Source organism: Methylobacterium sp. 4-46 (assembly GCF_000019365.1).
Lineage (GTDB): Bacteria > Pseudomonadota > Alphaproteobacteria > Rhizobiales > Beijerinckiaceae > Methylobacterium.
Genome location: NC_010511.1, coordinates 5,047,309 through 5,073,976, shown reverse-complemented (window position 1 = coordinate 5,073,976; position 26,668 = coordinate 5,047,309). Strand labels below are relative to the sequence as shown.

The following is a 26,668-nucleotide window of genomic DNA, read 5'->3' as shown; positions in this document are numbered from 1 at the left end:
CCCGGGTGAGCCCCGCCGCTCAGCTCCCGACGACCCGGGCGGCGGCGCGCGCCGCCTTGGCGTTGGCGGCGCCCTGCGCCGCATCGGCGGCCTCGGCGGCGCGGGCGCTCTTGGCCCGCGCCTCGCAGCGCGCCCGCAGGGAGTCGAGCTCCTCCTCGGTCAGGTGCTCGATCCCGATATAGACGTTCTGCGCCGCGCTCGCGCGGATCAGCTCGTCGAGCTTCGCCTGGATCGCGGCGCCGTCCCGGTTCTGAGTATTCTGGATCAGGAACACCATCAGGAAGGTGATGATGGTGGTGCCTGTGTTGATGATCAGCTGCCACGTATCGGAGTAGTGGAAGAACGGGCCGCTGACCGCCCAGATGAGGATGATCGCGATGCTGAGCGCGAAGGTGACGGGCTTGCCCGCCGCCCTGGCGACGGCGGCCGCGAAGTCCGAGAAGCTGCGGCGCGGCGCCATGCGAAGCTCCAGCGTGAGGCGGGCGAGAAGGGGGATCGTGGTGCCCGCGAGCCCCTTCAAAAGCATTCACCGCGCCCACGGTTCCGCCCCTTGACGCCGGGCGCGACGAGGCGCAGGGAACATTCAGCCTGCGCCCGCATCTCGCGCCGCGGGCTCATCCCGAGAACCCCCACCCCATGCCGAGCGACAGTCACAGTCGACCGACCGTGCCGTTCCCGAGCCATCGGCTGACCGCTCGCGCCTGAGCGGCTCACCGCGACCGGCCCGGAACGGCTGGTCGACAGGAAGGTGAGCCATGATCGATACCCTGAGCCTCGACGGGACCGTCGAGCCGGCGGCGCTGGCCGCCCGCCTCTCCGACGAGAGGGCCCCCGACATCGTCGAGGCCCTGAACGAGGAGGCGCCCGAGGTCGCCGCCGCGATCCTGCTGGGCCTGCCCCACGACCGGGCCGTCGAGGTACTGGACCAGCCCGAGCTCTCCTGCGCGGCGGACATCATCGAGATGCTGCCCCGCGACCGGGTCGCGTCCTACCTCAGCGCGATGTCGGCCGACCGGGTGACCGACCTGCTCCTGGAGATCGAGGAGCCGGGCCTGTCGGACCTGCGCGCCCGCCTCGACGCGGAGACCCGGGGCGCCGTCGACAAGCTGATGGCCTATCCGGAGGAGAGCGTCGGCTCGATCATGACGACGGAATTCGTCTCGGTCCCGGCGACCTGGACGATCCGGCGGACGCTGGAGCACATCCGCGAGGTCGAGCGCACCCGCGAGACCGTCTACTCGATCTTCGTGCTCGATCCGCGCACGCGGGCGCTCACCAAGGCGGTGCCCCTGCGGCGCCTGCTCTCGGGGGAGCCGGGCGACAACATCCTGTCGGTGGCCCCCGCGCGGCGCCCGATCGTGGTCAGCGCCGATGCCAGCCGCGACGAGGCGGCGCGCCTGATCTCGAAATACGACCTCCTGGCGATCCCGGTGGTCGACGAGTCGAACCACGTCATCGGCATCGTCACGGTGGACGACGTCATCGACGCCATGGTGCAGCGCCAGACCGAGCAGGTGCAGCGCTTCGGCGGCATGGAGGCGCTCGACGAGCCCTACATGGACATCTCGTTCTGGCAGATGATCCGCAAGCGGGCCGGCTGGCTCTGCGTGCTGTTCCTGTCCGAGATGCTGACCGCCAGCGCCATGCAGGGCTTCGAGGGCGAATTGGAGAAGGCGATCGTCCTGACCCTGTTCATCCCGCTGATCATGAGTTCGGGCGGCAATTCCGGCTCGCAGGCGACCTCGCTGCTGATCCGGGCCCTCGCCCTGCATCAGCTGAAGCTCGGCGACTGGTGGCGGGTCGCCCTGCGCGAGATCCCGGCCGGGATCACGCTCGGCGCGATACTCGGGCTGATCGGCATCGTGCGGATTTTCATCTGGCAGAAGACCGGGCTCTACGATTACGGCGAGCACTGGGTGCTGGTCGCCCTGACGGTCGGCACGGCGCTGATCGGCATCGTGCTGTTCGGCTCGCTCGCCGGCTCGATGCTGCCCTTCATCCTGCAGCGCCTCGGCTTCGACCCGGCGACGGCCTCGGCGCCGTTCGTGGCGACCCTCGTCGACGTGTCGGGCCTCGTGATCTACTTCACGGTGGCGCTGGTGATCCTGAGGGGCACCCTGCTGTGAGGCTCAGCGCTGCTCGATCGTGAGCTTCTGGAACCCCTTGGGCGAGAGCTTCGGCTTCTTCGCGCTGAGGATCCGGGAGTTCACCCCGGTCCAGCCGATCTCGCCCGAGAGCCGGCCGTACTCGATCTTCGGGCAGCGGTTCATCACGACGGTGACGCCGCGCGCCTCCGCCCTGGCGGCGGCCTCGTCGTTGCGCACGCCGAGCTGCATCCAGATCACCTTGGGCAGCGGGTCGAGGGCCAGGGCCTCGTCGACCAGGGGGCCGGCGGCCTCGGAATTGCGGAAGATCTCCACCATGTCGACGGGACGCCCCAGCTCCGCCAGGCGCCCGACCGCGCGCCGGCCGAGGAGATCCTGCCCGGCGAGGCCCGGATTGACCGGGACGACGTCGTAGCCGCGCTCCAGCAGGTACTTGGTGACGATCCAGCTCGGCCGGGCCGGGTTGGCCGAGGCGCCCACGAGGGCGATCGAGCGCACCGCGCGCAGCAGGCCGCGCAGGTGCTCGGTGTCGTAATCGTCGTGGCGGGCGGGGTCGGAGAGGGGCATCGTGTTCCGGTGCGGCGGCTGGTGGGACCTCGCGGCGTCATACGACATCCGACGGATTGCGTCGCCATCTCCCATTTCGGCAATGCGGATGTCGGCTTCGCTCACGCGCCGCCCTCACCCCTTGCGCGCGAGGAAGGCGGCGATCCCCTCCTCCGCCGCGCGGGCCAGCATGTTCTCGGTCATCACCCGGCCGGCATGGGCGTAGGCCTCCGCGAGCGGCATCTCGATCTGCTCGTAGAAGGCCCGTTTCCCGACCCGCACCGTGTAGGGGCTGCGCGCCGCGATCCCGCGCGCGAGCGCCTCGGCCTCCGCCAGCGCGGTCCCGGCGGGCACCACCCGGTTGACGAGGCCGAGATCCCGGGCCTCGGCCGCCTCGACCATCTCGGCGGTCAGCAGCATCGCCATCGCGGCCTTGCGCGACAGGTTGCGCGACAGCGCCACCATCGGGGTCGAGCAGAACAGGCCGATCTGCACGCCGGGCGTCGCGAAGCGCGCCGCCTCGCCGGCCACGGCGAGGTCGCAGGAGGCGACCAGCTGGGCGCCCGCCGCCGTCGCCACCCCCTCCACCGCCGCGATCACCGGTTGCGGCAGGCGCGGGATCGCCATCATCACCTGCGAGCAGAGGTCGAACAGGGCCGCGAACCGCGCCGCGCCCCGGTCCGGCTCGGCCCGGAAGGCCGTCATCTCCTTGAGGTCGTGGCCGGCGCAGAAGGCCGGCCCCTCGGCGGCCAGGACCACCGCCCGGATCGCCTCGTCCTCGCCGAGCGCCGCCAGGGCGTCCAGCAGGGCGCCGAGCAGCGCCTGCGACAGGGCGTTGCGGGCCCGCGGCCGGTTGAGCGTCAGGGTCGCGACGCCGTCCCGGTCGCGGCGCGTGAGCAGGGATGCGGTCTCGTCCATGGCGGCGGAAGGGCTCCTCGTCCGGAGCCCCATTGTCGGGCGGCCCGGCCCGTGCTGCAAGGCGGGCCCCTCCCCGACGGATCCGGAGCCGATGCCGACCGAACCCGTGATGAGCCGCGAGGCCGTGATCGCCTACCTCGACGAGGTGTTTCCGCAGATCCATCACGGCGGCCCCGGCCCGGTGGTGGAGGCGGTGGGCCCGCTCACGGCCAGCCTGCGCCTGCCCTATCACGAGCGCCACCTGCGGCCCGGCGGCACGATCTCGGGACCGGCCATGATGGCGCTCGCCGACCTCGCCCTCTACGCGGCGATCCTGGCGAGCCTCGGCCCGGTCGCCCTCGCGGTCACCACGAACCTGTCCTTCAACTTCATGCGCAAGCCCGCGCCGCGCGACCTGATCGGCGAGGCGCGGCTGATGAAGCTCGGCCGCCAGCTGGCGGTCGGCGAGGTGCTGATCCGCAGCGCGGGCGAGCCGGACCTCGTCTGCCACGCCACCGGCACCTACGCCATCCCGCCGCGGCGAGACTAGCGGTATCGCGCTACCACAAGCGCCAAGCGCTTTGTCCGATTGGATATTTTCCGCAGTGCTCCCCGGCGAAAGCGATTGACGGGCGCCCCCTCCTCGCGTACACACCCGGCCATCGCCGCCGCGCCCCTCGCGTGGCGGCGTCCTGTTTCTGAAGAAAGTTCTCGGGATTCCAGCGCGATGAAGACCTTTTCGCTGAAGCCCGCCGACGTCGAGAAGAAGTGGGTGATCATCGACGCCGAGGGCCTCGTCGTAGGCCGTCTCGCGTCGATCGTCGCGATGCGTCTGCGGGGCAAGCACAAGCCCCAGTATACGCCCCACGTCGATTGCGGCGACAACGTGATCGTGATCAATGCGGACAAGGTGAAGTTCACCGGCCGCAAGTACGATCAGAAAGTCTACTACCACCACACCGGCTTCCCGGGCGGCATCAAGGAGCGCTCGGCGAAGTACATCCTCGAGGGCCGGTTCCCCGAGCGCGTGGTCGAGAAGGCGGTAGAGCGCATGCTGCCGCGCGGCCCGCTGTTCCGGAGGATTCTCGGCAACCTGCGGGTCTACAAGGGCTCGGAGCACCCCCACGCCGCCCAGCAGCCGGAGACGCTCGACGTCGCCGCTCTCAACCGCAAGAACGTGAGCGCGTAAGATGGCGACCCTTCAGTCCCTCGCCGATCTCGGCCAGGCCAACAAGGCGGCCCTCGGGACCGCCGAGAACGAGGCCCCGGTCCACGTCCAGAAGCTGGACGCCCACGGCCGCGCCTACGCCACCGGCAAGCGCAAGGACGCGGTCGCCCGCGTCTGGATCAAGCCCGGCTCCGGCGTGATCACGGTCAACGACCGCCCGGTCGAGACCTACTTCGCCCGCCCGGTGCTGCGGATGATCCTGCAGCAGCCGCTCCAGGTCGCCAACCGCGCCGACCAGTACGACATCGTCGTCACGGTCACCGGCGGCGGCCTCTCGGGCCAGGCCGGCGCGGTGCGCCACGGCCTCGCCAAGGCCCTGACCCACTACGAGCCGGAGCTGCGCTCGCCCCTCAAGCGTGAGGGCTTCCTGACCCGCGACCCGCGCGTGGTCGAGCGCAAGAAGTACGGCCGCAAGAAGGCCCGCCGCAGCTTCCAGTTCTCGAAGCGCTGAGGGCGTCGCGCATCCGCGCGACTTCGCCGGCACGACATCGTCGGCAGGGGCGGCCCGGAGAACCGGGCCGCCCTTCTCTTTGGCGGCTGCTCAGCCGCGCCGCGCCGCTCATTCGGCGGCCCGGGGCATGTCCGCCGCGGCGCGGGCCTCGGGCGCCTCGGCGACCGGCATGTCGGCATCGCCCGCGAAGGGCAGGAAGCGCTGGGCCTCGCCGTCATAGGCCAGGATCTCGCCCGTCTCGATGGCGAAGAACCAGCCGTGCAGGCGCAGCTCCCCCTTGGCCATCGCCGCGGCGACGCTCGGATGGGTGCGCAGGTGCGTGAGCTGCGCCACCACGTTCTCCATGGCGAGCGCGCGCAGGCGGGTGGCCGGGTCGATGTCCGGCGGGTAGGCCTCGCAGACGATCCGCTCGGCCGCGCAGGAATGGCGCAGCCACGCGGCCACGCTCGGCATGGCGTCGAGCGCGTTGGGTTGCATCAGCCCCTTCATCGCGCCGCAATCCGAGTGGCCGCAGACCACGATGTCGCGCACGCCGAGCGCCACCACCGCGTACTCGATCGCCGAGGAGACGCCGCCATTCTGCTGCGTGAAGGGCGGCACGATGTTGCCGGCGTTGCGGCAGACGAAGAGCTCGCCCGGCTCGGCCTGGGTGATGTGCTCGGGCGCGACGCGGGAATCCGCGCAGGCGATGATCAGCGCCTTCGGCTGCTGCCCGTCGCGCACGAGGCGCTGGTACATCTGCTGCTGCCCCGGGAAGACCCGCTCGCGGAAGGTCGAGATGCCCTGAATGATCGTGTCCATGACGAGATCCTCGCTGTCGGGAGATGCGGGAGTGTCCGGCGCGGCGCGGCCGGCGGGGTGCCCCGGCATGCGGGGGGCCGCGCGCAACTCTGCGTCAAGGGCCCGGTCGGACCGCCGGTTCGGTGCGCGGGTCCGGGGCCAGGTCCGCTGCCGGGCGGTCGGATGCCGCGTGGTCGGCACGGACCGCCCGCCTGCCCGGCCGCTGCCCCGCCCGCGCCTCGGCCCGCGGCGGCGCGGCACGCGCCGCGTCTGCCCTTGGGTTCCATCGTTCCACAACGATTGTCTCCACGCAATCATCCTCTTGTCGTCTGATTTCGCGATGAAACAACGCTCTGTTGCACCGCGATTTCAGAGATAGGACAGAGCTCATCTATCGCCACGTGCGAAAACGCACCCGGATGACCTGATATTTTAATCCCGCGGCGGAGCGGCGCAGGCTGCCGGGGCATGGGCCCGGCTCGCGCCGCGGGGGCGCCGGCCCAAGCAGAGGTGGCCCATTCGGCGAATGATGCTTAGGGTCGATCCGACGGGATGCCGCATCGAAGCTCCGGAGCTGTCGCCATGGGCCGCTGGCCGCGCCTCCTCACCCGCGCCGCGCCGTGGCTGCTCGGGCTCGCGGGGGGCCTGGCCGGCACCCTTCCGGCGCGGGCGATCGAGGGCGGCGCCCCGGCGCGAGCGCGCGACGCCCTGGCCCGCGCCACGGTGGCGCTGGGCACCGTCAACCAGTCGGGCGACGACATCCAGGTCACCCGCTGCTCCGGGGTCCTGATCGCGCGGGACCTCGTCCTCACGGCGGCGCACTGCATCGGCGAGAGCCCGCTCGGCGCCGTGGTGGTGTTCTACCGCGGCAGCGACCCGGTCGGGCCGGTCTACCGGGCGGCGGCGGTGTCGCGCTTCGCGGTCGACCGCGACGGGGCGGAGGCCGGGGACCTCGGCATCAACCTCGCGGCCCTCTCCCTCGACATCGCGGTGGTGCGCCTCGCCCGGCCGGTGCGCGACCGCGCGCCGGTGGCGGTCGGCCGGCCCGTGCGCCGCCTGCCCGGGCGGCTCGTCCTCGCCGGGGTCGGCCTCTCGGGCGGCGCGCCGGGGACGCTGAAGACCGCGCGCCTCACGCCCCTGGCGATGACCGCGACCGGCCTCACCTTCGCGCGCAGCGAGGGCGCCCAGGTCTGCATCGGCGATTCGGGCGGGCCGGTGGTGACGGCGGGCGGCGGGCGGCTGTGGGGCGTGGCGAGCGCGGTCATCACCGCGACGCCGCCCTGCGGCAGCCTCGTGGTGATCGCCCCCGCGGGCGCGCGCCTCGCCCGGGGGCCGTGAGGCGGGAGGCGCCCGCCCGGGGCCCCGCCTAAAGCGGGTCTCCCTCGGGCGCCGGCAGCGCCATCACCCGCGGCGGGTGGCCGGTCGCCTCCAGGAAGCGGATCAGGTCGCCGGGCGCGATCGCGGTCGTCGCCGCGTTGTGGAGCGGGTGGACATTCACCGGGTCCCGCGCCATCAGCGCGGCGTCGAGGACGACGCTCACCGCGCCCGCGCGGTCGTTGATCACCCCGAAGGGCGTGACCGAGCCGGGCTTGACGCCCAGCACCGCCTCCAGGAGCTCGGCCGAGCCGAAGGAGAGCCGGCCCGTCGCCCCGATCACCCCGTGCAGCCGCTTGAGATCGATCGCCGCCTCGGCCTCGGCCACCACCAGGAACAGCCGCCCGCGCTTGTCCTTGAGGAACAGGTTCTTGGAATGCCCGCCCGGCATCCCGGCCTTGAGGTCGCGGGATTCCGCCACCGTGTGCACGGGCCGGTGCGCGACCGTGCGCACCGGGATGCCGAGATCGGCCAGGTAGGCGAACAGGTCGTCCGGGCCGGCGGCCGTCATGCGGCGAGGAAGCGGGCGAGGGCCGCCGGATCCACGTTGCCCCCCGAGAGCACCACGCCGACGCGCTTGCCGGCGACCGGCACCACGCCCTCGAACGCCGCCGCCGCCGCGAGGCAGCCGGTCGGCTCGACCACGAGCTTCATCCGCTCCACGAAGAAGCGCATCGCCGCCACGAGCTGCGCGTCCGAGACGGTGACGAGCCCGGTCACCTCCCGGCGGATGATCGGGAAGGTGTGCGCGCCCAGATGCGTGGTGAGCGCCCCGTCGGCGACCGAGACCGGGACCGGGATGCGCACGACCTCGCCCTTGGCGAGCGACATCTGCCCGTCATTGCCGGCCTCCGGCTCGACGCCGTAGACGGCGCAATCCGGCGCCAGGGCGCGGGCCGAGAGCAGCGAGCCCGCGAGCAGCCCACCGCCGCCCAGGCAGACCAGGAGCACGTCGAGGGGCCCCGTCTCCTCCAGGAGCTCCTTCACGGCGGTGCCCTGGCCGGCGATCACCTCCGGGTGGTCGTAGGGCGGGATCAGCGTGAGGCCGCGCGCCTCGGCGATCCCGCGGCTCACCGCCTCGCGATCCTCCTTGTAGCGGTCGTAGCGCACGATCTCGGCGCCGTAGCCCGCCGTCGCCGCGACCTTGATGGCCGGCGCGTCGTGCGGCATCACGATCACGGTCGGGACGTTCTGCAGCGCCCCCGCATAGGCGATGGCCTGCGCGTGGTTGCCCGACGAGAAGGCCAGCACGCCGCGCCGCCGCGCCGCCGCGTCGAGGGCCGCGATGGCGTTGTAGGCGCCGCGGAACTTGAAGGCGCCGGCGCGCTGCAGCGGCTCCGCCTTGAAGAACAGGCGGGCGCCCGTGCGCTGGTCGGCCGTGCGCGAGGTGAGGACGGGCGTGCGGTGGGCGACGCCGTCGAGGCGGTGCGCGGCGGCCTCGACCTGCGCGAAGGTGATGGTCATCAGCGGTGCTCGAAGTTGGGGTTGCGCTTCTCCAGGAAGGCGGCCATGCCCTCCTTCTGGTCGGCGGTGGCGAAGAGGCCGTAGAACACGCCGCGCTCGTAGCGCACGCCCTCGCTCAGGCTCGTCTCGAAGGCGCGGTCCACGCAGGCCTTCACGGTCATGACGGAGGGCAGCGACATCGCCGCGATGGTCTCGGCGGTCTTCCAGGCCTCGGCGAGGAGGTCGGCGGCCGGCACGATCCGGGCGACGAGGCCGGACCTCTCCGCCTCCGCGGCGTCCATCAGGCGCCCGGTCAGGCAGAGCTCCATCGCCTTGGCCTTGCCCACCGCCCGGGTCAGGCGCTGCGTGCCGCCCGCTCCCGGGATGACCCCGAGCTTGATCTCCGGCTGGCCGAACTTCGCGGTCTCGGCCGCCAGGATGAAGTCGCACATCATGGCGAGTTCGCAGCCGCCGCCGAGGGCGTAGCCGGCCACCGCCGCGATGATCGGCTTGCGCCGCCGGCCGACCCTGTCCCACTCGCCGAACGGATCCGCCATGGCGAATTCCGGATGGGTGCGGTCGCGCATCTCGGCGATGTCGGCGCCGGCCGCGAAGGCCTTCTCGGAGCCGGTCAGGATGATGCAGCCGATCCCGTCATCGCGGTCGAAGCCGTCGAGGGCGTGGTTGAGATCGGCCACCAGCGGCCCGCAGAGGGCGTTGAGCTGCGCGGGCCGGTGCAGCGTGATGAGGGCGACCCGCCCGCGCGTCTCGACCCGGATGTTCTCGTACTCCATCCCGTCTCTCTCCGTTCGGCTCGTCTCCTGGCGAAGCCGAATCGCACGCCGCAATTCCGCTTAGCCCCTTGTTCTCGCATGATTTTTCGCCACCGAACCGGTGACCCCTTCGGCGAATGATGCTTAGAAGAGCCGGGCCGCCGCCGCAAGGCTCAGGCGGGCGGCGGCGGATCGGGCGCCTCGACCACGTGCCGGCGCTGGAGCTGCAGCGCGACGAACCAGCAGAGGGAGGCCCAGGCGGCGCCGATGCACCAGCCGGCGAGCACGTCGCTCGGCCAGTGCACCCCGAGATAGACCCGGCTGATCCCGACGAGCAGCGTCGTCGCGACCCCGAGCGCGAGCACGAAGGCCTTGACCCGCCGGCCCTGCGAGATCCGGGCGAGCAGGATCGCCAGGGTCAGGTAGGCGATCGCCGAGAGCATGGCGTGGCCGCTCGGGAAGCTCGCCGTGAAGGTCTCCATCCCGTGCGGGACGAGGTCCGGGCGCGGGCGCCGGAAGACCAGCTTGAGCATCGTCGAGAGCAGCTCGCCGCCCCCGACCGCGGCGAGGACGAACAGGGCCGCCCGCCAGCGCCGCGTGCCGGCGAGGTAGAGCGCCACGCAGGCGGTGACGTAGACGATGCCGAAGACGCTGCCGAAGGCGGTGATGTCCCGCATCGTCTCGGGCAGCCAGTGGGGGCCGATCGGCTGGGCGGGGTCGCCGGGCCGGCGCAGGGCCAGCAGCAGCCGCTCGTCGAGCGCCTTGGTGTCGCCCTCCGAGACCTCCCCGGCCAGCTTGAAGAAGCCGAAGCCGAACAGGCTGACGGCGAGCAGCGAGGCGAGCGGGCCGACCTCGTTGAGCCGCAGCCGCCGCCACAGGACGGCGCCGCCGCGCAGGGGGATTCGGTCGAGCGCGCGCGTCATCGGGGCGAGGCCTCCGCGAAGGGGAAGCGGCCCCGCGCCTCCCAGGGCCCGCCGAGGTAGCGCCAGAGCAGCAGGCCGGTTCCGGTGACGCGGAAGGGAGCGAAGTCCGCGGCGAGGCGCGCATGCAGCGCCCGCGCCGCCTCGGGCGCCACCTTGTTCTGGATCGTCACGTGCGGGCGGAAGCCCTGGCGGTCCTGCGCGGTGAGCCAGGGCGCGAAGGCCCGGGCGAGGCGCGCGCGCAGGGCCGCCACCGCGGGCGCGTCGAGCGCGTAGGCGACGCCGCGGCCCGTGAAGCGCAGGCCCGTCACCGCGACCGCGGCCGGGGCCTCCTCCCGCGCCGCGCCCGCCAGGGTCTCGACGATGCCGCGCTCCTCCTCCCCGGGCAGGTGGTGGAACAGGGTGACGTGGGCCGGGATGCGGTTGAGGGCGGCCGGGAAATGGGTGCGGCGCTCGGCGTCGAAGCGCCCGAAGGCGGCCTCGTCGAGGTCCAGGGTGAGGATGAGGGGCGCGTGCTCCATGCGCGAGGCGAGATGGCGCGGCGGGCCGGGCTTGTCCATCCCGCCGGCCGCGCTGCGCGGGCGCATCCCGCGCTGTTCGGGCGCGTGCCGCGCTGTTCAGGCGCGTGCCGCGCTATTCAGGCGCGGCCGGGGAAGCTACAGCGGCGCGCATGACGAGAAACCGCGATGGCGTCCATGTCGGGCGGGACGGGTGGCTCTTCCTCACCGGAGGCACCAACCGGGTCCTGGCGCAGTACCGGGCGACCCTCCCGAATGCCTGGCTGCTGTGGCGCTGGCGCCGGCTGATCGAGCGGCGCAGCGCCCGCGCGGCGGCGCTCGGCCTGCGCTACCACCACGTCGTCATCCCCGAGAAGCTCAGCATCTACGAGGACCGGCTCGACGGGATCGCCCTCGATCCGGCCCTGTCGCCGGCCCGGCGCCTCGGGGCGCGGCTCGCCCGCTCGCGGGCGGCCGGCGCCTGGATCGACCTCGTCGGCCCGATGCGGGCGGCCCGGGCGGGCGAGCGCCCGCTCTTCCTGCGCACCGACACGCACTGGACCGAGCGCGGCTGCCAGCTCGCCTACGCGGAGATCATGCGGGGCCTCGCCGCCGCGCCGCGGGCCGACCTGGCCGCGCGGCCCTACCGCGAGACGGAGGCGGTGCTCGACCTGGGCGGGAAGCTGCCGGACCGGCCGCGCGAGGTCGCCCGCATGGTCGAGTACCTGCGCGACGCGCGCCGGGTCGGGGCCAACAGCCTGGTCGAGACCTTCGAGGCGCAGGGCCGGGCGATGGACCTCCACGTCGGCGCCCGGGTGGTGTTCCGGAACGACAGCCCCCTGGCCGATCCCCGCTGCCTCGTGCTGTTCGGGGATTCCTGCGCGCATTTCGGCACGTTCTTCCTCACCGGGCTCCTCGCCGAGAGCTTTCGCGAGGTGCATTTCCTGTGGTCCGCGAGCGTGGATTGGGGTTACGTCGCGCGGGTACGCCCGCACCTGCTCCTCGTCGAGATGGCCGAGCGCTTCCTGTACCGCGTGCCGGACGACCGCTTCGACGTCGAGGCCTATGCGAGGCGCAAGCTCGCCGGGCGGGCGTGAGAGCCGCGGGAGCGGGCACCGTCGAGAATCATCCGGGAGATCGGCATGGGGCTGCTCGTCAACGGCGTCTGGCAGGATCGCTGGTACGACACGAAGGAGACCGGCGGGCGCTTCGTGCGCAAGGACTCCGCCTTCCGCAACTGGGTGACGGCGGACGGCGCGCCCGGCCCCACCGGCACCGGCGGCTTCCGGGCCGAGCCCGGGCGCTACCACCTCTACGTCTCCCTCGCCTGCCCCTGGGCGCACCGCACGCTGATCGTGCGCGCCCTGAAGGGGCTGGAGCAGGCGATCTCGGTCGCGGTCGTCGATCCGCTGATGGGCGCCGAGGGCTGGGTCTTCGGCGATTCGCCCGGGGCCGGGCCCGACACCGTGAACGGGGCCGCGCGCCTGTCCGAGATCTACGTCATGGCCGATCCGCACTACACGGGGCGGGTCACCGTCCCGGTCCTGTGGGACCGGGAGCGCCGCACGATCGTGTCGAACGAATCGGCCGAGATCATCCGGATGCTGAACCGCGCCTTCGACGGCGCGGGCGCGCGCGGCCCGGACCTCTGCCCGGACGCCCTGCGGGAGGCGATCGACGCCCTCAACGCCCGCGTCTACGACCGGGTCAACAACGGGGTCTACAAGGCGGGCTTCGCCACCAGCCAGGCGGCCTACGCGGAGGCGGTGACGGCCCTGTTCGAGGAACTCGACGCCCTGGACGCGCGGCTCGACCGCGGTCGGTTCCTGTTCGGCCCGACGCTGACGGAGGCGGATATCCGGCTCTTCACCACGCTCGTCCGCTTCGACCCGGTCTATGTCGGGCACTTCAAGTGCAACCTGCGGCGGATCGCGGATTATCCCAACCTCGCGCCCTACCTGCGCGACCTCTACCAGCATCCGGCGATCCGCCCGACCGTGGACCTGACCCACATCAAGCGCCACTATTACGAGAGCCACGCCAGCATCAACCCGACCGGGATCGTCCCGCTGGGCCCGATCCTCGATTACGACGCGCCGCACGGGCGGGCTGAGCGCTTCGCGGCCTGACGGCCGCCTCGCCGGTTCGTAACCTTTGCGGCGGCGCGGCGAATTGGCCCGTGCGAGAACCGCCCGGCCCGGTCGCGGCGTTGTCGGCGGGGCCATGTTGCGCCGCGGCGAACCCGCGCGGGCGGGCCCGGGACACGGACCGGCGCCGGCACCGGCGGAGCCGGCAGGAGGTGAAGGAGCCCATGCGCGTCGTCGTCGACCTCAATCGCTGCCAAGCCTACGCCCAGTGCTGCTTCGCGGCGCCCGAGAGCTTCGCCCTGCACGGGCCGGAGGTGCTGGTCTACGACGCGGCGCCCCCGCCGGAGCGCCGCCGGGAGATCGAGCGGGCGGTCCAGGCCTGCCCGGTCCGGGCGATCCTGCTGGAGGTCGAGCCCGAGGAGGCGGGATCCCATGGCTGACCGGGACCGCATCCTCGTCGTCGGCGCCTCGCTGGCGGGCCTGCGCGGCGCCGAGGCCCTGCGGCGGCACGGCCATGCCGGGCCGATCACGCTCGTCGGCGACGAGCCCTACCCGCCCTACGACCGCCCGCCCCTCTCGAAGCGGGTGCTCACCGGGGAGGCGCGGGCCGACCGCATCGCCCTGCCCTCGCGGCCCGGCCTCGACCTGACCTGGCGGCTCGGTACGGCGGCGGTCGGCCTCGACCTCGCAGCCCGCGAGGTCGCCCTGGCGACGGGCGAGCGCCTGCCCTTCGACCGTCTCCTGATCGCGACGGGCACGCGGGCGCGCCCCTGGCCGAACGCCGCGGAGGCCGCCCTGGCCGGTGTCCACAGCGTGCGCAACCGCGACGATTCCGAGCGCCTGCGCGGCGCGCTGGCGGCGGCGCCGCGGCGCGTCCTGATCATCGGGGCGGGCTTCATCGGCTGCGAGGCGGCCTCGGCCTGCCGGTCGATCGGGCTACCCGTCACGCTGGCCGACCCGAACCCGACGCCGCTCGCCTCGGTGCTCGGCACCCGGATCGGCGCCGCCGTGGCCGCGATGCTGCGCGAGGCCGGGGTCGATTACCGTCCTTCGACCCGCGTCGAGGCCCTGGAGTCGGACGGCGAGGGCCGCGTGCGGGGCGCCCGCCTCGTCGGCGGCGGCACCGTCGCCGCGCCGGTCGTCATCGTGGCGCTCGGGGCGCTGCGCAACACCGAGTGGCTCGCCGGCTCGGGGCTGGCAGCGGATGCGGGCGGCGTCGCCTGCGACGGCCAGTGCCGCGTCCTCGACCGCGACGGCCGCGCGGTCGAGGGGATCGCGGCGGCGGGCGACGTGGCGCGCTTCCCCCACCCCCTGTTCGAGGACGGCCCCGTCGCCCTCGAACATTGGGGCCACGCGGTCGCGCAGGCCGAGCACGCCGCCCGCACGCTGCTCGGGCAGGCCGGCGCCCCCTACGCCGAGATCCCGGCCTTCTGGTCGAGCCAGTTCGACGTGAACATCAAGTCGGTGGGCCTCACCAACGGCGCCGACAGCGTGGCGGTGACGCAGGGCGATTTCGGCGCGCGGCGCTTCGTGGCGGTCTACGGCCGGAATGGCCGCACCGTCGCGGCGGTGTCGTTCGACCAGACCCGCTGGCTGCCCGCCTACGCGGGCCGGATCGAGGCCCGCGCCGCTTTCCCGCCGATCCTCGGGGCGACGGACCAGGGTCGCGTCGCCCCCGCCGATCCCGGTTTTCCCGCAAGTCCGGCGCGAGGCTGACGACGATGCCCGACCCGACCCTCTTCGCCGCGGTCAAGGACCCGGCCAACCGCCCGAACCCCTACCCGCTCTACGCGCGGCTGCGCGAGGCGCCGGTGGCGCTCCAGGACGACGGCACCTACGTGGTCACCACCCACGCGGCCCTGCGGGCCCTGCTGTTCGACCCGCGCATCAGCTCGGAGGACCTGCCCTCCACCTCGCACCCGCGCACCGGCAACCCGTTCAAGGACTGGATCATCAACCCGTTCAAGGACCACGTCCGCACCAAGCACCGGCCCTTCATCTTCCGCGATCCGCCCGACCACGACGTGCTGCGGCGGCACGTGATGCGCGAGTTCACGCCCGAGCGGATCCGGGCCATGCACGGCCGGGTCGACGGACTGGTGGCCGACCTCCTCGACCGGCGCCGGGACGCGCGCGCGATCGACCTCGTGGACGACTTCTCCTACCCGCTCCCGGTCACGGTGATCTGCGAGCTCCTCGGGGTGCCGCCGGAGGACGAGGGCCGGTTCCACGGCTGGGCGACGCAGCTCGCCACCGCCCTCGAGCCCGACGCGCGCCAGGACGAGGCGGCGCTCGGCCGGAACATCGAGACCTTCGACGCGATCGCCGCCTACATGCAGGATCTGATCAAGGACAAGCGGCGCCACCCGAAGGACGACCTGCTCACCGGGCTCGCGACCCGCGAGGATCCGCAGGCCGGCCGGATGGGGGATTACGACCTGATCGCGACCTCGATCCTGCTGCTGATCGCCGGCCACGAGACGACCGTGAACTTGATCACCAACGGCATGCTGACGCTGCTGCGCTTCCCCGCGCAGCTGGAGCGCCTGCGCGCCGAGCCCGAGATCGCCCCGCGGCTGATCGAGGAATTGCTGCGCTACGAGCCGCCGGTCCATTTCCGGACCCGCAAGGCCCTGGCCGAGATCGAGCTCGCCGGGACGACGATCCCGGCGGGGGCGCCGGTGGTGCTGCTCTTCGCCTCCGGCAGCCGCGACCCGGCCCGCTTCGCCGATCCCGACCGGTTCGACCCGGACCGGGAGGACAACCAGCATTTCGGGTTCGGCGGCAGCCTGCATTTCTGCGTCGGCGCCCCGCTGGCGCGGCTGGAGGCGGAGGCGGCGCTGGTCGCCCTGGCGCGGCGGCTGCGCAACCCGCGCCTCCTCGACGACCCGCCGCCCTATCGGCCGGGCGCGTCGCTGCGGGGGCCGGAGCACCTGCGCCTCGCCATCGACGGCGTGTCGCCGCCCGACGCATGACGCCTCGCGGCGCCGCCGCGCGGGTGAGGAGCGGGAGAAACTCCGCGCACCATGGCACGGCCGGGCTCAGGCGGCCTCCCTGATGATCGAGCCCGATCGCCGCGAGGCGCACCGTCTTCGGCAGAAGGTGCGTCCCGCTCTCGTGGTCGCGCCACGTCGCAGGCTGACCCCGAGCGCCGCGGCGGCTTCGGCCTGGGAGAGGTTCGGGTTTCGCGACCGCCGCCATGACCGCAGCCATGACCGCAGCCATGACCGCAGCCACGCGGCGCCCTGCCGCCGCGCAGCCCGGGGACCGGCGGCCCGAGGCCCCGCGATCACCCGGCGCGCCCCGCCGCCCAGCCCTCCAGGGCGCCCTCCTCCAGCTTGGCGCGGGCGTGCCGGTAGCCGATCTCGGCCACGGCCGCGTAGCTGCGCCACGCGCGCAGGTCGATGCCGGCGAGGGGCGGCTGCAGGAAGGCCGTCGCCCGGCCCCGCGCCATCGCCGCCGAGGCGTCGCTCGACACGGTGGCGGCCCGCAGCAGGATCTGGGCGATGCCCGGCATCGCGAAGGGCACCCCGAGGGCGCGGCGCACCAGCCGGGAGCGGAACGGGCGCTCGGGCATGGTGGCGAGGGCGAGGTCGCTCGCCACGTCGACCGCCAGCACGGTGCCGCGGCGCAGGCCCGCCATCAGATCGGCCGGCAGGTTGTTCATCACGCCCCCGTCCACCAGCACGCCCTCCGGGTGGAGGACCGGCGGCAGCAGGCCCGGGACCGCGATGCTGGCGCGCAGGGCCGTCACGAGCGGCCCCGCCCGGTGGATCATCGCCGCGCCGGTGGTCAGGTTCGAGGAGACGCAGAAGTAGGGCAGCCAGAGATCCTCGATCCGCGCCTCGCCGAAATGCTGGGCGAGGCGGCGGTCCACCTTCGCGCCGCGGGTGAGGGCGGTGATCGGCAGCGTGTAGTCGTTGAGGGGCGAGCTCGCCACGAAGGCCGCCACCGTGTGGGCGCCGATCTCCTCCAGGTCCCAGCCCATGGCGAGGCTGGCGGCCACCACCGCGCCCATGCTGGTCCCGGCCACGAGGTCGACCGCGTGGCCGGCCTCGGTGAGCGCCCGGATCACGCCGAGATGCGCGAAGCCGCGCGCCCCGCCCCCGCCGAGCACGAGCCCCCGGGCGCGCCCTCCGGCGAGCCGGGCGACCCGGGCGAGGTCGGCGGCGTTCCCGGCCCGGGCCTGGAGGCGGAGCTCCACCGGCAGCGCCGCCAGCGCCGGGTCGAGCGGGCCGGGCCGCTGCGCGTCGGCGGGGTTGAGGACGACGAGGTCCTGGTGGGTCCAGCCCTGCATCGGCATGGTGATCCGACCCGAGAAGGCCGCGCCGGGCCGGCGCCCGGGCGCGGCCAGCAGCAGGACGTGGTCGGCCCGCCGCAGGCAGAGATTGGCCCAGCCCGAGCCCGGCGCCTCGGCCGCGTAGACGACCTGGTCCTGCGCGGTCTCCAGGGCGTGGAACCAGGTCTCGTCCGCGTCGTCGGGCCAGGCGGTGAGCAGGGCCGAGCGCCCGGGCAGGGCCGCCGCGAAGCCCCGCGCGAAGGCCGGCACGTCGACGCCCTCGGTCACGCCGATCACCGCGAAGGTCATCGGCGTCGTCGCCACCGGCGTGCAGGCCGAGGCGCTGCGCAGCCGCGAGGCCAGGAGCCGGGCGAAGTAGAGCATCGTCGCCGGGTGGCGGGCGACGAGGTCGTCGAAGGCGCGCTTCGACAATCGCAGCAGGGCGGAATCGCGCAGCACCGTCGCGGTGGCCGAGCGCGGCTCGCCGGAGAGGAGGGCCATCTCGCCCACGGTCTCGGGCGGGCGCACGCGGGCGACGGGCCGCGCCTCCCCCGTGAGGGGGTCGCGCGCCGAGATCCCGATCGCCCCCGAGACGAGGGCGTAGAGCGCGTCGGCGGGCGCGTCCTGCTCGAACAGCACCGCGCCGCCCGGCACCGCGATCGGCTCCAGGCGCGCGCGCACGGCGGCGGCGGTGACGGGGTCGAGGGGGCCGAGGAACGGGATCTCCGGCGGGCGCACGTCGGCCACGATGTCCATCGGCTCCTCCCCGGTCCCGGCTCCGCCCGCAGGCGTCGCCCGCGGGCCGTCCCGTCCGCCGATCCGGACACATATCGGGCGGCCCGCTCAGGCGGCGAGCTTCGCCTTCAGGGCCTGGGCGGCGCGGGCGTAGCCGCCCCCGTCGCCGTCGATGAAGTGGACGTGGTCGCTCGCGCTCGGCACCGGGGTGATGCAGGTCGTCAGGGCGGCGTCCTGGCGGTGCAGCCCGAAGACGACGAGGCCGGCCGCCTCCGCGGCGGCGAGCCTCGCCTCGATCGCCGCCGCGACGGCCTCGTCGCAGTCGAGCGTCATGCGCAGGCCGTCGTCGTATTTCTGGAAATCGGCGTTGCCGACGAGTTCATGCAGGTAGCGGTCGGGCGAGAAGCCGCCGACCGGGATGCGGAAGCGGAACAGGAGATGGGCCGCCAGGGTGTGCAGGCCGAGGCGCAGGCGGCCGAGCAGGCGCGGCCCCGCGCGGGCGCGGACCTCGTGGGCGAGCCCGGCGGGGGGCCAGCGCAGGGGCGGTCCCCCGTCCGGCAGGGGGCGCCCCATGGCGGGAGCGGCCGCCACGATCCGCAGCACGTCGCCGATCACCGCCCGCAGGGCGGCGGGATCGGCCCCGGGCCGGCCGACGACGAGGACCGACAGGATGAGCCCGTGGCGCGCCCGGGCCGGCGAGAAGCGGCAGGAGAGGCCGGTCAGGTCCGGCCGCTCCCCCGCGGCCGGCGGCACGGCGTGGCGCCCCGCCTTGAGCGCCTGCTCGGCGAAGGCGAGCCCGCCCCCGGTCATCATCGCGTAGGCGACGTGCGGCGAGGGCGCGTAGCGGCCGACCCGCAGGTCGAACCCGGCCTCGCGGATCGCCGCGACCGGCACCAGGGCGGCGCGCAGGGTGAGATCCAGCTCGGCCGCGACCCAGGCCACGGTGGCGGCGAGCGCCCGGCGGGCCGCCTCGACCTCCTCCGGGGCGAGCAGCAGCGTCGCCCCGTCCCCGCCGAACACGAAGGGCAGGTCGCGCCCGCCGAGGGCGTTGCGCACGGCCGCGATGGCGGCCGCGCCCGCGAAATTCACCGCCTTGTAGCGGCCCACCGCGATGGCGGCCGTCGAATCGACCACGTCCGTGAGCGCGACCCACCACGAATCCGGCACCGGCCGGTAGGCCGCCTCGTCGAGGACGTTCTGGAAGTCGGTGATCGGCGCGATCGCCTCGTAGCGGAACGCGGCCCGCTCCGCGTCGCGCTCCGGTTCCCCGCTCGCCCGCTCCGCCCGCATGGCAGGCCCTCCGCTCGGGCGCCGTCTAGCACGGGTCGGCCCGGCGCGCAGCGTCGCCGGGACCGGGCTGTCCGCGGCACCTCCGCGGCGACGGCGCGGAGGCATTCCGCCGAGGTGCCGTGCGGCCGATCCGACGCAGCGTCATGCAAATGCCCGATGCGCGCGCGCCGCGCCTCTGGCAGGCTGCGATCCGACGCTCCGCGCGGGGTTCAGCATGCACATCCAGGTCGCTCCCGTCCTGTCGGCCTTCGGCTTCGTGCTGGGCTGCGCGATCCTGCGCATGCTGCGCGGCCATGCCCGCGCCGTCACGCCGATCCTGGTCACGGTCGCGCTGGCGCTGCTCGCCGCCGTGATGCTGATGCTGGAATGGCGCGGCCTGCCGGCCGCGGTGGCGCTCACGCAGGACCAGGAGGTCAGCCTCTCGGACGCGCTCTGAGGCCGGGGCGCCCGGCCCCGGCGGCGCGCGAAACGGGGAAAGGCGCCTCAGTGCAAGGTCGGCAGGGCCGAGGTGAACGGGATGCGCAGCAGCTCCTCGTCCTCCTCGTCGCCGACGCAGACGAACCAATCCGAGAAATCCTCGTGCCCGTAGGCCGTCTCCATCATCGAGCGGGCGACCGCCAAGGCACGGTCACGGGCTTCGCTCAGGTCGCTCACGTCAGCCCCGCGGTAGTCGAGGAGCAGCTCGCCGGCGCGACCACAGTGAAAATACAGGTGGGTCATGACTCGATCCGCTTTCGAACGTGGCGCCAGCATCCGGCAAACCGACCCCTCGTTCTGTGAGGATCGTCACATGATGATGGATCAAGTCTGAACGATGGCTGTCCGCGGCGGCGCTCCGCAACTTGGGGCGGGTGCGTGGCGCAAGCGTCACGCTCTCCGGTTGGGGAAACCCCGGCGCCACGCCCGCTCGATCCAGCGGGCCGCGCGCTCCAGCGGCGCCTTCATGACCGGCAGGTCCTCGCTCAGCAGGGCGAGGCCGAGGGGCAGCATCCACAGGCCGAGCACCGGCAGGATCGAGAGCAGCCCGCCCAGCATCAGGAGCAGGGCCGCCGGGATGCGGATCCAGCGCCGGGCCGGGGCCCTGAGCCACGTGATCGTCCGCCGCGCGCGGGCGGGCAGCCGCTCCGTCGCGCGGTCGATGCGGGCATCCCAGGCTTCGGCCATCGGGTTCACGGTGAGGGACCTCCGGTTCGCCGGGAGGGAACGCGCGGGCGGCGCGGCGGCTCCGCGGCGTCGCGGCGCCTTGCCCAGCTCGGCCGCCGGCTCTAGGTCCGGGGCGATGGAGAGCGGCGGCGAAGCAGAATGCGGCCCGGCCTCGCCGGACGCCCTCACGGTGCGCGTCGTGCCGCGGATCGCCGAGATCCCGGCGGCCGAGTGGGACCGCTGCGCCCTCTCGGCGGAATCCCTCGCGGGGACCGGCGAGACCCACAATCCCTTCGTCACCCACGCCTTCCTGTCGGCCCTGGAAGAGGCGGGCTGCGTCTCGGGGCGCAGCGGCTGGCTGCCGCTGCACGTGACGGTTGAGCGCGCCGGACGGCTCGTCGGCGTCGCGCCGTGCTACCTCAAATCCCACTCGCAGGGCGAGTACGTCTTCGATCACGGCTGGGCCGATGCCTACGCGCGGGCCGGCGGCGCGTACTACCCGAAGCTCCAGGTCAGCGTGCCCTTCACGCCGGTGACCGGGCCGCGCCTGCTCGTGGCGCCCGGCGAGCCGCCCGAGGAGGCCGCCTCCGCCCTGATCGCGGGGTTGCGGGCCCTGCGCCAGGAGACCAAGGCCTCCTCGATCCACCTGACCTTCATGCCCGAGGCGCAGTGGCGCCGCGCCGGGGAGCTCGGCCTGCTGCAGCGCATCGACCAGCAGTTTCATTGGGAGAACCAGGGCTATGCCGGCTTCGAGGACTTTCTCGGGGCGCTGGCCTCCCGCAAGCGCAAGGTGCTGCGGCGGGAGCGGCGGGACGCCCTCGCCGGCGGTCTCACGGTCGAGTGGGTGACCGGATCGGACCTGACCGAGGCCCATTGGGACGCGTTCTACCGGTTCTACATGGATACGGGCTCGCGCAAGTGGGGCCGGCCCTACCTGAACCGCCGCTTCTTCTCGCTCCTGGGCGAGCGCATGCCCGAGCGCGTGCTCCTGGTGATGGCGCGGCGGGAGGGCCGCTACGTGGCGGGCGCCATCAACCTGATCGGCGACGCGGCGCTCTACGGCCGGAACTGGGGCTGCATCGAGGACCACCCGTTCCTGCATTTCGAGGTCTGCTACTATCAGGCGATCGAGTTCGCGATCGCGCGCGGCCTGCGCCGCGTCGAGGCCGGCGCGCAGGGCGAGCACAAGCTGGCCCGGGGCTACCGGCCGGTCGTGATGCACTCGGCCCACGACATCGCCGATCCGGGCCTGCGCCGCGCGATCGCGGATTACCTGCGCCGGGAGGCCGGCTACGTCCGGCAGGCGCTTCGCGACTACGAGACCTGCACCCCCTATCGCCGCGACGACGGGTGATACGGGATCGGCTCGATCGAAGCGGCTCCCGGCTCACGCGCCTGCGCGGCGCCTAAGCGCGGCGCCTGAGCGCGGCGCCTGAGCGACGCCGACATCCGCATGGCCGAAATCGGAGATGACGAAGCCATCAACCGGATGCCGGATGACGCGCCGGCCGCGGGCGGGACGCCGGTCCGCAGGGCAAGTCTCTGGAGAAAAAGCGGTTCATTCGCCCGCCCGGGCCGTGGAGGCGCGGCCCGCCGCCGTGGTAAGGGCTCCCCGGCGCGTGGGAGACGGGATGGACGAGGTGGTGCGGGTCGTGCGGGATCCCGAGGCGGCGGCCCTCACGGTCGGGCTCGCCGCCGTGATCCTGGCGGCGAGCCGGGAGGAGCCGCGGGTCCTCACCGTGCCGGTCGCCGGCCAGCCGCCGGGCCGCGGCGAGGGCCTGCCCTCCGGCCCCCTGGAGCCGGCCCACCCGACGCTGGAGCGGGGTCTGCGCGCTTGGGTCGAGCGCAAGACCGGACAGACGCTCGGCTACGTTGAGCAGCTCTACACGTTCGGCGACCGCGACCGCCGGCCCGGCGGGGGCGGCCCGCACGCCCTCTCGGTCGCCTACCTGGCCCTGGTGCGCGAGGCCAAGCCGGCGGCCGATTCCGCGTGGCAGAGCTGGTACCGGTACTTCCCCTACGAGGATTGGCGCGGCGGCCGGCCCGCCCTGCTCGACGCGCTGGGCGCCCGGCTCGCCGCCTGGGCCGAGGCCGCCCCGGAGGCGGGCGCCCGCACCCGCCGCCACGACCGGATCGGTCTCGCCTTCGGCAGCGCCGAGGCCGGCTGGAACGAGGAGCGGGTGCTGGAACGCTACGAATTGCTGTTCGAGGCCGGCCTCGTCCCGGAGGCGGGGGCCGCGGAGACCCTGGCCGGGCAGCCCATGGCCCTGGATCACCGGCGCATGCTGGCCACCGCCCTCGGGCGCCTGCGCGGCAAGATCAAGTACCGGCCGGTCGTGTTCGAACTCATGCCCCCGACCTTCACCCTCGGCCAGCTGCAGCGCGCGGTCGAGGCGCTCGCCGGGGTGCGGCTGCACAAGCAGAATTTCCGCCGCCTGGTGGCCCAGCAGGGGCTCGTCGAGGAGACCGACGCGATCAGCGGCGAGACCGGCGGCCGCCCGGCGCGGCTGATGCGCTTCCGCCGCGAGGTGCTGCTGGAGCGCCCGGCCCCCGGCCTGCGCCTGCCCCCCGGCCGGCGCGGCTGATCCGAGGCGGGGCGCGCCCGCGCCCTTATGCTCATTCGAAGCATATCTGGACAGGCGCCGAAACCGGGTCTAGGCTCGCGGAATAAATGCTCATCTTGAGCAAAACCCGGAGGGAGCCATGGTGGCGACGGTGCGTGCATCAGGGGCGACGCTGCCCCTGCCCGACCTCTACGCGCGGGTGAGCGGCCACGTGCCGGCGATGGAGTGGCCGGCGCTGGCGGAGGAGGTGGCGGCGATCCAGGCGCTCAAGCGCGCCCGCAACGCGGTGGTGCTCGCCCACAATTATCAGGCGCCCGAGATCTTCCACACCGTGGCGGACATCGTCGGCGACAGCCTCGCCCTCGCCCGCGAGGCCGCCCGTACCGACGCGCAGGTGATCGTCCTGGCGGGGGTCCACTTCATGGCCGAGACCGCCAAGCTCCTGAACCCTGACAGGACCGTCCTGATCCCGGACGCGGCCGCGGGCTGCTCGCTCGCGGACTCGATCACGCCCGCGGACGTGCGGGCCCTGCGCCGGCGCTACCCGGGCGTGCCGATCGTGACCTACGTGAACACCTCCGCTTCCGTAAAGGCGGAATCGGACCTCTGCTGCACCTCGGGCAATGCGAGGGCGGTGGTGGAGTCCCTCGGCGCGAGCCGGGTGCTGCTGATCCCGGACGAGTACCTCGCCCGCAACGTGCAGGCCGAGCTGCCCGGCATCGAGATCCTGTCCTGGGCCGGCCATTGCGAGGTGCACGAGCGCTTCGGCCCCGCCGAGATCCGCGAGCTGCGCGAGGCCTATCCGGGCGTGACGGTGCTGGCCCACCCGGAATGCCCGCCCGCGGTGGTGGCGGAGGCGGATTTCGCCGGCTCGACCGCGGCCATGCAGCATTACGTCGAGCAGCGCCGGCCCGCCTCCGTGGCGATGATCACCGAGTGCTCCATGGCCGACAACCTCGCGGCCCGGAACCCGGACATCCGGTTCGTCAAGCCGTGCAACCTCTGCCCGCACATGAAGCGGATCACCCTGCGCAAGATCCGGCGGGCCCTGGAGACCCTGACGCACGAGGTCACGGTGCCGGCGGACCTGATCGCCCCCGCCCGCCGGGCCGTCGAGCGCATGCTGGCGGTGCGGCCGTGAGCCGGGACCGCGTCGCGGTGGTGGGGGCCGGCATCGCCGGCCTCGCCACGGCCCTGCGGCTGGCGCCGCTGCCGGTGACGCTGATCACCGCCGCGCCGCTGGGCGAGGGCACGGCGACCGCCTGGGCGCAGGGCGGCATCGCGGCCGCGCTCGGTGCGGACGACGCGCCCGCGCTCCACGCCGCCGATACGCTGGCGGCCGGGGCGGGCCTGAGCGAGCAGGAGGTGGCGCAGCGCGTCGCCGCGGCGGGGCCGGCCCTGGTCGGCTGGCTCGCCACGCTGGGCGTCGGCTTCGACCGCGGCCGGGGCGGCGCGCTCGCGCTCGGCCTCGAAGCCGCGCACGGGCGGCGGCGGATCGTCAAGGCGGGCGGGGACGCGACCGGGCTCGCCGTGCTGCGCGCCCTGCAGCGGGCGGTCGCGGCCTCCCCGGCGATCGACGTCGTGGTCGCGAGCGCGGCCGCGTTGCGCCGCGACGCAGGGGGCCGCGTGGCGGGCCTGCGCGCGGTCCGGGACGGGCGGGCCGTCGACCTCGGGGCCCGCGCCGTCGTGCTCGCCACCGGCGGGATCGGGGCGCTCTACCGGGACACCACCAACCCGCAAGGGGCTTTCGGCGAGGGGATCGCCCTCGCGGCGCGGGCCGGCGCGATCCTGCGCGACGTGGAATTCGTGCAGTTCCACCCGACGGCGATCGCGGTGTCGGGCGGGGGCCCGCTGCCGCTCGCCACCGAGGCCCTGCGCGGCGAGGGGGCGGTGCTGGTCGACGGGGCGGGCGCGCGGGTCATGGCGGGGATCGCGGGCGGGGACCTCGCGCCCCGCGACGTCGTCGCCCGGGCGATCTTCGCCCGCACCTCGCGGGGAGAGCGCGTCTTCCTGGACGCGCGCGGCACCGAGGTCGCCCGCCGCTTCCCGACCGTGGCGGCGCTCTGCCGCGCCGCCGGGATCGACCCGGCCTCGACGCCGATCCCGGTCCGCCCGGCGGCCCACTACCACATGGGCGGGATCCGGGTGGACGCGCGCGGGCGCGCCTCGCTGCCCGGCCTGTGGGCCTGCGGCGAGGTTGCCTGCACGGGCCTGCACGGGGCGAACCGCCTCGCCAGCAACTCGCTGCTCGAAGCGCTCGCCTTCGCGGATTGGATCGCGGCGGATCTCCGCGGGAGCGAGGCGGCCGGGCGCACCGCGCTTGAGCCCGTTGCGGGAGCGGCGCCCGGCCGGGGGACCTGCGCCGAGATCCGCGACCTGATGGCCGGGGCGGTCGGGGTGGTGCGCGACGCTCCGGGCCTCGGCCGGGCGCTGGCGCGGCTCGCCGCCCTCGACGCCGCCGGGGCGCCCGGGGCGAGCGTGGCGCTCCTCGTCGCCGCGGCCGCCCTGCGGCGGCGCGAGAGCCGCGGCGCCCACTGGCGGGCGGACCACCCGGCGCAGGAGGCACCGCGCCACGCCGACATCACCCTGGGCGAGGCGCGCCGCCTCGCCGAAACCCTCGCCGTCGAGGAGGTCCGATGACCGACGCCCTTTCGCTCCCGCCCCTGCCGCGCCTCCTGGTCGAGCCCGTCGTCCGGGCCGCGCTCTTGGAGGATCTCGGCCGAGCGGGCGACCTCACCACCGACAGCATCGTGCCCGCCCAGGCCCGCTTCTCGGGGGTGATCGCGGCCCGCGAGGCGGGCGTGGTCGCCGGGACCGACGCGGCGGCGCTCGCCTTCGCGCTCCTCGATCCCGAGGTGGCCGTGTCGATCGCGCGGCCGGACGGCAGCCAGGTCGCGCCGGGGGAGACGGTGATGCACCTCTCCGGCCCGGCCCGGGCGATCCTGTCGGCGGAGCGGGTGGCGCTCAACCTGCTCTGCCGGCTGTCGGGGGTCGCCACCGCCACGGCCTCGCTGGTCGAGGCAGCCCGGGCGCACGGCCCCGCCCGCATCGTCTGCACCCGCAAGACGACGCCGGGCCTGCGGGCCCTGGAGAAGCGCGCGGTGCGGGCGGGCGGCGGGTCGAACCACCGTTTCGGCCTCGACGACGCGGTGCTGATCAAGGACAACCACGTGGCGGTGGCGGGCGGCGTCGGGCCGGCGATCCGCCGCGCCCGGGCCGGTACCGGTCACCTCGTCAAGATCGAGGTGGAGGTGGACACCCTGGCCCAGCTCGAGGAGGCGCTGGCGGAGGGGGCCGACGCGGTGCTCCTCGACAACATGGCGCCGGACGCGCTGCGCCGCGCCGTCGCGATGATCGACGGCCGCGCGATCAGCGAGGCCTCCGGGCGGATCACCCGCGAGACGGTGGGCGCGGTGGCGGCCTCGGGCGTCGACCTGATCTCCGCCGGCTGGATCACCCACAGCGCGGCGATCATCGATCTCGGCCTCGACGTGGCGTGACCAGGGACGGATCGCTCCATCGCCGCGGCGTGCAGAAAAAAGCCCTCCCCCGCGGC

At 74.1% G+C, this 26,668-nt stretch carries 29 protein-coding genes; 16 read left to right on the top strand and 13 right to left on the bottom strand.

Features of this window, described 5'->3' with window-relative positions; genetic code table 11:
* Positions 1-19 precede the first annotated feature (19 nt).
* Positions 20-460, bottom strand: coding sequence for a low affinity iron permease family protein (locus tag M446_RS22135; RefSeq protein WP_043702628.1), 441 nt, complete (start codon positions 458-460; stop codon positions 20-22).
* 295 nt (positions 461-755) lie between these two features.
* On the opposite strand from M446_RS22135, the gene mgtE reads away from it, so the two are divergent.
* Positions 756-2,126 (top strand): magnesium transporter, encoded by a 1,371-nt coding sequence (mgtE, locus tag M446_RS22130; protein ID WP_012334345.1) that lies wholly within the window; start codon positions 756-758, stop codon positions 2,124-2,126.
* 3 nt (positions 2,127-2,129) lie between these two features.
* On the opposite strand, the gene M446_RS22125 is transcribed toward mgtE, so the two are convergent.
* Positions 2,130-2,672: a CoA-binding protein gene (locus tag M446_RS22125; RefSeq protein WP_012334344.1), complete on the bottom strand. Its 543-nt coding sequence runs from the start codon at positions 2,670-2,672 to the stop codon at positions 2,130-2,132.
* A 114-nt stretch (positions 2,673-2,786) separates the two neighbouring features.
* Positions 2,787-3,569 (bottom strand): enoyl-CoA hydratase, encoded by a 783-nt coding sequence (locus M446_RS22120; protein ID WP_012334343.1) that lies wholly within the window; start codon positions 3,567-3,569, stop codon positions 2,787-2,789.
* 91 nt (positions 3,570-3,660) lie between these two features.
* On the opposite strand from M446_RS22120, the gene M446_RS22115 reads away from it, so the two are divergent.
* From M446_RS22115 to rpsI, 3 genes are all read left to right on the top strand, one after another.
* A complete protein-coding gene (locus M446_RS22115) occupies positions 3,661-4,098 on the top strand; it encodes a PaaI family thioesterase (RefSeq protein ID WP_012334342.1) in 438 nt (145 codons plus the stop codon).
* A 177-nt stretch (positions 4,099-4,275) separates the two neighbouring features.
* Positions 4,276-4,737 (top strand): 50S ribosomal protein L13, encoded by a 462-nt coding sequence (gene rplM / locus M446_RS22110; RefSeq protein ID WP_012334341.1) that lies wholly within the window; start codon positions 4,276-4,278, stop codon positions 4,735-4,737.
* A gap of 1 nt (position 4,738) precedes the next feature.
* Entirely contained in the window at positions 4,739-5,227 is a 489-nt protein-coding gene (gene rpsI / locus M446_RS22105) for a 30S ribosomal protein S9 (RefSeq protein WP_012334340.1), read from the top strand.
* A gap of 108 nt (positions 5,228-5,335) precedes the next feature.
* On the opposite strand, the gene M446_RS22100 is transcribed toward rpsI, so the two are convergent.
* Positions 5,336-6,028: a carbonic anhydrase gene (locus tag M446_RS22100; RefSeq protein ID WP_012334339.1), complete on the bottom strand. Its 693-nt coding sequence runs from the start codon at positions 6,026-6,028 to the stop codon at positions 5,336-5,338.
* 561 nt (positions 6,029-6,589) lie between these two features.
* Here M446_RS22100 and M446_RS22095 point away from each other — a divergent pair.
* Positions 6,590-7,345, top strand: coding sequence for a trypsin-like serine protease (locus tag M446_RS22095; protein WP_012334338.1), 756 nt, complete (start codon positions 6,590-6,592; stop codon positions 7,343-7,345).
* Positions 7,346-7,373: 28 nt separating this feature from the next.
* Here M446_RS22095 and M446_RS22090 read toward each other — a convergent pair whose 3' ends face one another.
* From M446_RS22090 to M446_RS22070, 5 genes are all read right to left on the bottom strand, one after another.
* The gene (locus M446_RS22090; protein WP_012334337.1) at positions 7,374-7,892 is read right to left on the bottom strand and encodes a prolyl-tRNA synthetase associated domain-containing protein; all 519 of its coding nucleotides are present in this window, start codon (positions 7,890-7,892) and stop codon (positions 7,374-7,376) included.
* Positions 7,889-8,845: a threo-3-hydroxy-L-aspartate ammonia-lyase gene (locus M446_RS22085; protein WP_012334336.1), complete on the bottom strand. Its 957-nt coding sequence runs from the start codon at positions 8,843-8,845 to the stop codon at positions 7,889-7,891. Before M446_RS22085 ends, M446_RS22090 begins: the two co-directional genes overlap by 4 nt.
* On the bottom strand, positions 8,845-9,618 hold the full coding sequence (locus M446_RS22080) for an enoyl-CoA hydratase (protein WP_012334335.1): 774 nt from the start codon (positions 9,616-9,618) through the stop codon (positions 8,845-8,847). The genes M446_RS22085 and M446_RS22080 overlap by 1 nt, the downstream gene beginning before the upstream one ends.
* 152 nt (positions 9,619-9,770) lie before the next feature.
* A complete protein-coding gene (locus tag M446_RS22075) occupies positions 9,771-10,520 on the bottom strand; it encodes a phosphatase PAP2 family protein (protein WP_012334334.1) in 750 nt (249 codons plus the stop codon).
* Positions 10,517-11,077 (bottom strand): 2'-5' RNA ligase family protein, encoded by a 561-nt coding sequence (locus M446_RS22070; protein WP_198293050.1) that lies wholly within the window; start codon positions 11,075-11,077, stop codon positions 10,517-10,519. The genes M446_RS22075 and M446_RS22070 overlap by 4 nt, the downstream gene beginning before the upstream one ends.
* Positions 11,078-11,187: 110 nt before the next feature.
* On the opposite strand from M446_RS22070, the gene M446_RS22065 reads away from it, so the two are divergent.
* From M446_RS22065 to M446_RS22045, 5 genes are all read left to right on the top strand, one after another.
* Positions 11,188-12,111: an alginate O-acetyltransferase AlgX-related protein gene (locus M446_RS22065; RefSeq protein WP_012334332.1), complete on the top strand. Its 924-nt coding sequence runs from the start codon at positions 11,188-11,190 to the stop codon at positions 12,109-12,111.
* 45 nt (positions 12,112-12,156) lie between these two features.
* On the top strand, positions 12,157-13,143 hold the full coding sequence (locus tag M446_RS22060) for a glutathione S-transferase family protein (protein ID WP_012334331.1): 987 nt from the start codon (positions 12,157-12,159) through the stop codon (positions 13,141-13,143).
* A gap of 182 nt (positions 13,144-13,325) precedes the next feature.
* Positions 13,326-13,541 (top strand): ferredoxin, encoded by a 216-nt coding sequence (locus tag M446_RS22055; protein WP_012334330.1) that lies wholly within the window; start codon positions 13,326-13,328, stop codon positions 13,539-13,541.
* Positions 13,534-14,817 (top strand): NAD(P)/FAD-dependent oxidoreductase, encoded by a 1,284-nt coding sequence (locus M446_RS22050; protein WP_012334329.1) that lies wholly within the window; start codon positions 13,534-13,536, stop codon positions 14,815-14,817. The genes M446_RS22055 and M446_RS22050 overlap by 8 nt, the downstream gene beginning before the upstream one ends.
* Before the next feature lie 5 nt (positions 14,818-14,822).
* The gene (locus M446_RS22045) at positions 14,823-16,076 is read left to right on the top strand and encodes a cytochrome P450 (RefSeq protein ID WP_012334328.1); all 1,254 of its coding nucleotides are present in this window, start codon (positions 14,823-14,825) and stop codon (positions 16,074-16,076) included.
* Positions 16,077-16,390: 314 nt separating this feature from the next.
* Here M446_RS22045 and M446_RS22040 read toward each other — a convergent pair whose 3' ends face one another.
* Together M446_RS22040 and M446_RS22035 are read right to left on the bottom strand one after the other, a co-directional pair.
* Positions 16,391-18,136 carry a patatin-like phospholipase family protein gene (locus M446_RS22040; RefSeq protein WP_012334327.1) on the bottom strand — a complete coding sequence of 582 codons (1,746 nt, stop codon included), beginning with the start codon at positions 18,134-18,136 and terminating at the stop codon, positions 16,391-16,393.
* Between the two features lie 87 nt (positions 18,137-18,223).
* Positions 18,224-19,405 carry a DUF3095 domain-containing protein gene (locus M446_RS22035; protein WP_012334326.1) on the bottom strand — a complete coding sequence of 394 codons (1,182 nt, stop codon included), beginning with the start codon at positions 19,403-19,405 and terminating at the stop codon, positions 18,224-18,226.
* A 214-nt stretch (positions 19,406-19,619) separates the two neighbouring features.
* On the opposite strand from M446_RS22035, the gene M446_RS22030 reads away from it, so the two are divergent.
* Complete coding sequence (locus tag M446_RS22030; protein WP_012334325.1) at positions 19,620-19,841, top strand: hypothetical protein; 222 nt, start codon at positions 19,620-19,622, stop codon at positions 19,839-19,841.
* A gap of 47 nt (positions 19,842-19,888) precedes the next feature.
* Here the strand turns inward: M446_RS22030 and M446_RS22025 are convergent, their stop codons facing one another.
* Together M446_RS22025 and M446_RS22020 are read right to left on the bottom strand one after the other, a co-directional pair.
* Complete coding sequence (locus M446_RS22025) at positions 19,889-20,125, bottom strand: DUF6894 family protein (RefSeq protein WP_012334324.1); 237 nt, start codon at positions 20,123-20,125, stop codon at positions 19,889-19,891.
* Positions 20,126-20,272: 147 nt separating this feature from the next.
* Entirely contained in the window at positions 20,273-20,569 is a 297-nt protein-coding gene (locus tag M446_RS22020; RefSeq protein WP_012334323.1) for a hypothetical protein, read from the bottom strand.
* 115 nt (positions 20,570-20,684) lie between these two features.
* Between M446_RS22020 and M446_RS22015 the strand changes: the two genes are divergently transcribed.
* The 5 genes from M446_RS22015 (at position 20,685) to nadC (ending at position 26,612) form a co-directional block, all read left to right on the top strand.
* On the top strand, positions 20,685-21,902 hold the full coding sequence (locus M446_RS22015; RefSeq protein WP_012334322.1) for a GNAT family N-acetyltransferase: 1,218 nt from the start codon (positions 20,685-20,687) through the stop codon (positions 21,900-21,902).
* A gap of 277 nt (positions 21,903-22,179) precedes the next feature.
* Positions 22,180-23,133: an NUDIX hydrolase gene (locus M446_RS22010; protein ID WP_012334321.1), complete on the top strand. Its 954-nt coding sequence runs from the start codon at positions 22,180-22,182 to the stop codon at positions 23,131-23,133.
* Between the two features lie 118 nt (positions 23,134-23,251).
* Complete coding sequence (gene nadA, locus M446_RS22005; protein ID WP_012334320.1) at positions 23,252-24,253, top strand: quinolinate synthase NadA; 1,002 nt, start codon at positions 23,252-23,254, stop codon at positions 24,251-24,253.
* The gene (locus tag M446_RS22000; protein ID WP_012334319.1) at positions 24,250-25,752 is read left to right on the top strand and encodes an L-aspartate oxidase; all 1,503 of its coding nucleotides are present in this window, start codon (positions 24,250-24,252) and stop codon (positions 25,750-25,752) included. Before nadA ends, M446_RS22000 begins: the two co-directional genes overlap by 4 nt.
* Entirely contained in the window at positions 25,749-26,612 is an 864-nt protein-coding gene (nadC, locus tag M446_RS21995; protein ID WP_012334318.1) for a carboxylating nicotinate-nucleotide diphosphorylase, read from the top strand. Before M446_RS22000 ends, nadC begins: the two co-directional genes overlap by 4 nt.
* The last annotated feature ends 56 nt before the right edge of the window (positions 26,613-26,668 follow it).

Coding starts and splice junctions, on each gene's coding strand:
- rpsI (WP_012334340.1), top strand. CDS start 4,739: ATGGCGACCCTTCAGTCCCTCGCCGATCTCGGCCAGGCCAACAAGGCG.
- M446_RS22010 (WP_012334321.1), top strand. CDS start 22,180: ATGGACGAGGTGGTGCGGGTCGTGCGGGATCCCGAGGCGGCGGCCCTC.
- M446_RS22135 (WP_043702628.1), bottom strand. CDS start 460: ATGGCGCCGCGCCGCAGCTTCTCGGACTTCGCGGCCGCCGTCGCCAGG.
- M446_RS22060 (WP_012334331.1), top strand. CDS start 12,157: ATGGGGCTGCTCGTCAACGGCGTCTGGCAGGATCGCTGGTACGACACG.
- M446_RS22040 (WP_012334327.1), bottom strand. CDS start 18,136: ATGGACATCGTGGCCGACGTGCGCCCGCCGGAGATCCCGTTCCTCGGC.
- M446_RS22045 (WP_012334328.1), top strand. CDS start 14,823: ATGCCCGACCCGACCCTCTTCGCCGCGGTCAAGGACCCGGCCAACCGC.
- M446_RS22065 (WP_012334332.1), top strand. CDS start 11,188: ATGACGAGAAACCGCGATGGCGTCCATGTCGGGCGGGACGGGTGGCTC.
- M446_RS22020 (WP_012334323.1), bottom strand. CDS start 20,569: ATGGCCGAAGCCTGGGATGCCCGCATCGACCGCGCGACGGAGCGGCTG.
- M446_RS22075 (WP_012334334.1), bottom strand. CDS start 10,520: ATGACGCGCGCGCTCGACCGAATCCCCCTGCGCGGCGGCGCCGTCCTG.
- M446_RS22115 (WP_012334342.1), top strand. CDS start 3,661: ATGCCGACCGAACCCGTGATGAGCCGCGAGGCCGTGATCGCCTACCTC.
- M446_RS22025 (WP_012334324.1), bottom strand. CDS start 20,125: ATGACCCACCTGTATTTTCACTGTGGTCGCGCCGGCGAGCTGCTCCTC.
- M446_RS22015 (WP_012334322.1), top strand. CDS start 20,685: ATGGAGAGCGGCGGCGAAGCAGAATGCGGCCCGGCCTCGCCGGACGCC.
- M446_RS22120 (WP_012334343.1), bottom strand. CDS start 3,569: ATGGACGAGACCGCATCCCTGCTCACGCGCCGCGACCGGGACGGCGTC.
- M446_RS22100 (WP_012334339.1), bottom strand. CDS start 6,028: ATGGACACGATCATTCAGGGCATCTCGACCTTCCGCGAGCGGGTCTTC.
- M446_RS22035 (WP_012334326.1), bottom strand. CDS start 19,405: ATGCGGGCGGAGCGGGCGAGCGGGGAACCGGAGCGCGACGCGGAGCGG.
- rplM (WP_012334341.1), top strand. CDS start 4,276: ATGAAGACCTTTTCGCTGAAGCCCGCCGACGTCGAGAAGAAGTGGGTG.
- M446_RS22090 (WP_012334337.1), bottom strand. CDS start 7,892: ATGACGGCCGCCGGCCCGGACGACCTGTTCGCCTACCTGGCCGATCTC.
- M446_RS22095 (WP_012334338.1), top strand. CDS start 6,590: ATGGGCCGCTGGCCGCGCCTCCTCACCCGCGCCGCGCCGTGGCTGCTC.
- M446_RS22055 (WP_012334330.1), top strand. CDS start 13,326: ATGCGCGTCGTCGTCGACCTCAATCGCTGCCAAGCCTACGCCCAGTGC.
- M446_RS22030 (WP_012334325.1), top strand. CDS start 19,620: ATGCACATCCAGGTCGCTCCCGTCCTGTCGGCCTTCGGCTTCGTGCTG.
- M446_RS22050 (WP_012334329.1), top strand. CDS start 13,534: ATGGCTGACCGGGACCGCATCCTCGTCGTCGGCGCCTCGCTGGCGGGC.
- mgtE (WP_012334345.1), top strand. CDS start 756: ATGATCGATACCCTGAGCCTCGACGGGACCGTCGAGCCGGCGGCGCTG.
- M446_RS22085 (WP_012334336.1), bottom strand. CDS start 8,845: ATGACCATCACCTTCGCGCAGGTCGAGGCCGCCGCGCACCGCCTCGAC.
- nadA (WP_012334320.1), top strand. CDS start 23,252: ATGGTGGCGACGGTGCGTGCATCAGGGGCGACGCTGCCCCTGCCCGAC.
- M446_RS22080 (WP_012334335.1), bottom strand. CDS start 9,618: ATGGAGTACGAGAACATCCGGGTCGAGACGCGCGGGCGGGTCGCCCTC.
- M446_RS22070 (WP_198293050.1), bottom strand. CDS start 11,077: ATGGACAAGCCCGGCCCGCCGCGCCATCTCGCCTCGCGCATGGAGCAC.
- M446_RS22125 (WP_012334344.1), bottom strand. CDS start 2,672: ATGCCCCTCTCCGACCCCGCCCGCCACGACGATTACGACACCGAGCAC.
- nadC (WP_012334318.1), top strand. CDS start 25,749: ATGACCGACGCCCTTTCGCTCCCGCCCCTGCCGCGCCTCCTGGTCGAG.